Annotated in this window: 3 protein-coding genes; 1 reads left to right on the top strand and 2 read right to left on the bottom strand. The window is 74.8% G+C overall.

The annotated features are described in order from the left end of the window. Window positions 1-390: DUF5709 domain-containing protein (locus CCN33_RS24595; RefSeq protein WP_086695671.1), on the bottom strand; the 390-nt coding region annotated here is incomplete at its 3' end. Between the two features lie 278 nt (window positions 391-668). Between CCN33_RS24595 and CCN33_RS24590 the strand changes: the two genes are divergently transcribed. Continuing rightward, entirely contained in the window at window positions 669-1,082 is a 414-nt protein-coding gene (locus CCN33_RS24590) for an SRPBCC family protein (RefSeq protein WP_086695670.1), read from the top strand. Here CCN33_RS24590 and CCN33_RS24585 read toward each other — a convergent pair. Then, the coding region (locus tag CCN33_RS24585) for a non-ribosomal peptide synthetase (protein ID WP_140394652.1) at window positions 1,079-5,572 on the bottom strand (4,494 nt) is incomplete at its 5' end. The genes CCN33_RS24590 and CCN33_RS24585 overlap by 4 nt on opposite strands.

Raw genomic sequence — 5,572 nt, 5'->3', positions numbered from 1 at the left:
CGCGACCTCCTCGCTCACCGTGTCGGTGTGCGCGCCCTCGTCCGGGGCGACCAGGCGGCCCGCGCGGGCGTCGCCGACCTCCGGGTCGACCGGTTCGCCCTCCCCGCCGGGCAGGTCACCCACCCCGTCCCCGGCCGGCGCGGACACGTCCGGCACCTCCTGCTCCAGCCGCTCGTCCAGCGTCTCGCCCTCGTGCTGCTCGGCGGCCGTGGTCCCGTGCTTGTTGACGCCCAGTGGCCGCTCGGGCGGGGAGTACCCCTCGTCGAGGATCTCGTCGTAGTCCCGCTCACCGACCGCGTCCTGAAGATCCAGCGGCGCGGCGTCCTCCTGCTCCTCGTTGCCGCCGGTGGGCTGGTAGGCGTCGTCCGCCATCGGGGTCTCGTCACTCATGGTCGCCTCCTGGCGCTCTCGGTCAAGCGGTCCCGGTCCGCGTTTCCCGGAGGCGGCCGAATAATCCTGCCGACCTGCGAAACCCCTGCTCAGCCCGGCAGAGGCGCCTCCACGCCCGCCGCGTCGACAGCGCCCGCCTGTTGCGCCACCCGTACGGCGAGGTGGCGAGGAGGCCCAGGGACCCGGTACTGAGCCACCCGTCCGCGGCCGTTCACCCGTCCGGATCAATCCGGCCCTCCGCACCGTTACCGCTCCCCGCGCCGGGGCACAGCGGGACCATGGGTAACTACGACAACTCGATCACCGTGGCCGTCCCCGCGGACCGGCTCTTCGACTACCTCGCGGACGTGGAGAACCTCCCGTCCTACCTCCCCCGGCTGACCGCGGTCGAGCCCGAGGGCGGGGACCGGGTCACCGTCACCGCGCACATCGACCCGCCCGGCGAACCGGAGCAGGACGTCACCAGCGAGGCGTGGGTCCATGTGCTGGAGGACGGCAAGAGCCTGGAGTGGGGCGCGCCCGGGCCCGACGACTACCACGGCCGGCTGCACGTGGCCGCGGGCGACGAGGCGGGCAGCTCGCGGCTGACCGTCGAGCTGCACACCGACAACGTCGAGGGCGAGCACGTCAGCCGCGGCCTGGAGGAAGCCCTGCACGGCATCAAGCGCGCCGCCGAGCGGTCCGCCCGCTAACGCGCGGCCCCTCCCTTCCCCGGTGCCGGCAGGAAGCCCGTGCGCTGGAACCAGGTGAGGTAGCGGGCCAGCACCTCGTCGGTCAGGTCGGGCTGGTGGACACCCAGGGTGTCCACCGCCTTGGCCGTCTGGTGGGAGTCGAAGCGCCGCCGGTCCATCGCCTCGTGCCGGGTCTGCGGCTCGTCCCCGAGGAAGAGCTGGGCCGCGTTGTCCGGGTCGGCGGCGACGCGGGCCTGCCACTCCTCGACGGGGACGGTGTTCAGCTCGTGACCGAGCCGGGCGGCCGCCGCGAACACGCGGCCCAGGTCCGGGGCGTCCGGGTTGGTGAAGTGGTAGACCTCGCCGCCGGGCTGCACCGCCCCGGCGAGCGCCACGACCGCCCGGCTGACGTGGTCCACCGGCACCCAGTCGGTCGAACCGTACGGCAGGTCGGGCACGACCCCGGCCTGGAGGCAGCCCTTGATGAGCTGCCACAGCAGATCCCGGTCCTGGCAGGCCCCGGTGGCGGTGTCGCCGCTGATCCGGCCGGGCCGGTGCACGGTGACCGGCAGACCGCGTTCGGCGGCGAGTCCGACCAGGCCCTCCGCGACCCACTTGCTGCGGGCGTACCCGTCGGGCAGGCCGGCCGGCGGCCCGGTCGGGGTGGACTCGGTGATGACGACCGCGTCGGGTCCGGTCGCCGGGGCGAACACGCTCGTGGTCGAGATGTAGTGCATACCCGGTGACGCCGAGTCGGCGAGCAGCCGCAGCAGTTCCTCGGTGCCCGCGACGTTGGGGGCGCGCAGATCCCCGTACCCCGCGGCGAAATTGACGCGGGCGCCGTTGTGCAGGACCGGGCCGAGGCGGCGGACCAGGGCGGTGCGGGCCTCCGGGGTCAGGCCGAGGCCAGGGGAGGCGAGGTCGCCCGGCACCGCGTTGATCAGGGTCTCGTAGCGGGGCTGCCAGAGGCCGTAGTGCTCCAGGTTGGCCCGCAGCCGCTCGGCGGCCCGCTGCGGGTCCTCGGCGCGGACCAGGCAGTCGACGGGGCCGTCGGTGCTCTCGATGAGGTCCCGCAGAAGGAACGCGCCCAGGAACCCGGAGGCCCCGGTGAGCAGCGGGCGCGTGCCGGGACGGGCGCCCCTGCGGCCGGTGGCCGTGATGTCGGGGGCGAGGCGGACCTCGTCGGCGAGGTCGGGCCCGCTGCCGTACCCCTGCTCGCCGGGCGTGCGCTCCAGCAGGCGGGCGACACCCTCCACCGTCGGCGCGGCGAAGAGGTCCCGCAGGGACAGGCGCCGGCCGCGGCGTTCCTCGATGCGCTGGGCGAGGGTGACGGCGAGGAGGGAATGGCCACCGAGGGCGAAGAAGTCGTCGTGGACGCCGACTTCGGATACACCGAGGGTCTCCGCGAACGCCGCGCACAGCTCGCGTTCCAGGTCGGTGCGCGGGGCGGTGCCCTCGCCGGGCGCGGTGCGCTCGGGCGCCGGGAGGGCCTGCCGGTCGGTCTTGCCGTTGGGGGTGAGGGGCAGGGCGTCGAGCGTGACGTAGGCGGCCGGGACCATGTGATCGGGCAGCGTCTCGGCGAGCCGGGCGCGCAGTTCGGTGCCGTCGGGGACCCGCTGCCCCTCCTCCGCGACCGTGTAGGCGATCAGGCGCCGGTCGCCGGGCCGGTCCTCGCGGACCGTCGCGCAGGCGGAACCGACACCGGGCAGCGCGGTCAGCGCGGCCTCGATCTCACCCAGCTCGATGCGGAACCCGCGCAGTTTGACCTGGTCGTCGACGCGCGAGACGTAGACGAGTTCGCCGTCGGCGGTCCAGCGGGCCAGGTCACCGGTGCGGTACATCCGGCCGCCCGCGCGGTCGAAGGGGTCGGCGACGAACCGGGTCGCCGTCAGGGCGGCCCGCTCGTGGTAGCCACGGGCGAGACTGGCGCCGGATACGTACAACTCACCGACCACGCCCGGCGGTACGGGGGCCAGCCGGGCGTCGAGGACGTGGACGCGGGTGCCGTCGACGGGGACGCCGATGGGCACGGTGCGGTCGGGGGCGAGAGGCCCGTCGGCGTGCTGGAAGGCGCTCATGGTGGCGCAGACGGTGGTCTCGGTGGGCCCGTACGCGTTGACCAGGTGCCGGTCGCGCGCCCAGGTGCGCACCAGGTGCGGCGGGCACGCCTCACCGGCGAGGGCGATGGTGGTGCCCTCGGGCAGCGAGCCGGGCGGCATCACGGCGAGCGCTGCGGGCGGCAGGGTGAGGTGGGTGACCCCGCGCTCCCGGACCGTGCCGGCGAGGGCAGGTCCGGGCAGCAGGGCGTCGCGCTCGTCGATCTCCAGGCAGGCGCCGGTGAACAGGCCCATGCACATCTCCCAGAACGCCGCGTCGAAGCTGACGGACGCGAGGTGCAGCACCCGGTGGCCCGGCCCGACCCGCAGCCGCTCGGCGTGCGTACGGGCCAGCGCGCCGACTCCCCGGTGGGTGACGACGACGCCCTTGGGCAGGCCGGTGGAGCCGGAGGTGTAGATGACGTACGCGGGGTGCGCCGGGTCGGGGTCACCGGGGGCGGAGGCGGACGCCGTGCCCTGCACGAGGTCCCCCACGTGGACGCAGGGCACCGGGAGTCCGGGCAGCCGCTCGCGCACCTCGGGGGTGGTCAGCAGCAGGCGCGGCCGCGAGTCCTCGACCATATGGGTGAGGCGCCGGGCCGGATAGTCGGGGTCCAGTGGTACGTACGCGGCCCCGGCCTTGAGGACGCCGAGCAGGGTGACCAGCAGCTCGCGGTCGCGAGGCAGTGCGACGGCGACTCGGTCCTCCGGGCCGATCCCGCGCGCGGTGAGCTCGGCGGCCACGGAGTCGGTGAGGGCGTCGAGTTCGCGGTAGGTGAGCGTGGTGGTGGCGTCGCGGACCGCCGGGGCGTCCGGGGTGCCGCGTACCCAGCGCCTGAGGAGCGCGGGGACGCTCTCGGGCCGGTCCGCCTCGGGGCCGGTCCCCCAGGCGGTGACGCGGGCCCGGTCGGCGTCGGTGAGCACGTCGTAGGCGCGCAGCCGGCGGTCGGGGTCGGCGGTGACGGCGGTGAGCAGCCCGGCGAGGCGCTCGCCGAGGGCCTCCACGGTCGCCCGGTCGAAGAGTTCCGTCGCGTAGTCCACGGCGGCCCGCATGGCGCCCGGTGCGCCCTGGTCGTCGTGGGTCTCGGTGAAGGTGAAGGAGAGGTCGAACTTGCTGACCTCCAGCTCGACCGGGACCGGGCTCACGGTGAGGCCGGGCAGCTCGACCGGGGCGGCCGGGCTGTGGTTCTGGAGGACGAGCATGGTCTGGAACAGCGGGTGGTGGCTCTGCGAGCGGGCGGGGTTGAGGAGTTCGACCAGCCGCTCGAAGGGCAGGTCCTGGTGGGTGTAGGCGGAGAGGTCGAACTCCTTCACCCGGTCCAGGAGTTCACGGAAGGTGGGGTCGCCCGAGAGGTCGGTGCGCAGGACGAGGGTGTTGACGAAGAAGCCGACCAGATCGGTGGCCGCCTCGTCGGTGCGTCCGGCCACGGCGGTGCCGAGCGGGATGTCCTCGCCCGCGCCGTGCCGGGAGAGCAGCAGGGAGAGGGCGGCCTGGAGGACCATGAAGACGCTGCATCCGCTGGTGCGGGCGAGGTCGGCGATCCGGCGGGCGAGGTCGGCGTCCAGGGTGAAGTCGTGTGTGGCGCCGAGGTGTTGCGGTACGGCGGGGCGCGGCCGGTCCCACGGGAGGTCGATCAGCTCGGGCAGCCCGCTCAACGCCTCCTTCCAGTGGTCGAGTTGGCCGGCGAGCACGCTGCCGGGGTCGGCCTCGTCCCCGAGGAGGGCGCGCTGCCAGAGCGCGTGGTCCACGTGGTCGACCGGCGGCGCGGTCCACGCCGGGGCCTCACCGCCGGCCCGGGCGCGGTAGGCGGTGCCCAGGTCGCGGGCGAGGGGCGCGAGGGAGGAGCCGTCGGCGGCGATGTGGTGGACGACGAGGACCAGCACGTGTGACTCGTCGGCGAGCCGCAACAGCGTGGCCCGGAGCGGGAGTTCGGTCTCGATGTCGATGGCCTCGGCGGCGGTCCCGGCCACGGCCGCGTCGAGCCGGTCCTCTTCGGCGTCCCGGACGGTGAACGGCACGCTCGTCGCGCCCGGTTCGGTGATGTGCTGGTGCGGACCCTCCCCGTCGGCCGGGAAGAGGGTGCGCAGCGCGGAGTGCCGGGCCACCACGTCGTCCAGCGCGGCGCGCAGGGCCTCCTGGTCCAGCGGGCCGTCGAGGCGTACGGCGAAGGGGATGTTGTAGGTGGCGGAGGGGCCGTCGAGCCGGTGCAGGAACCACAGCCGCCGCTGGGCGTAGGAGAGCGGCAGCCTCTCGGGGCGCGGCTGCGGGACGAGGGCGGGGCGGGCCGGGCGGTCGCCGTCGGCGAGGACGGCGGCGAAGGAGGCGACCGTCGGGTGCTCGAAGAGGGTACGGATCTCGGTCTCGGTGCCCAGCGCGGTACGGACGCGGCCCACCAGCCGGGTGGCGAGCAGGGA

Origin of the sequence: Streptomyces recifensis (genome assembly GCF_002154615.1) — a bacterium.
Taxonomy (GTDB): domain Bacteria; phylum Actinomycetota; class Actinomycetes; order Streptomycetales; family Streptomycetaceae; genus Streptomyces; species Streptomyces griseoluteus.
Note: the sequence above shows the minus strand (reverse complement) of the source record. Positions and strands in the feature narration are given on the sequence as shown.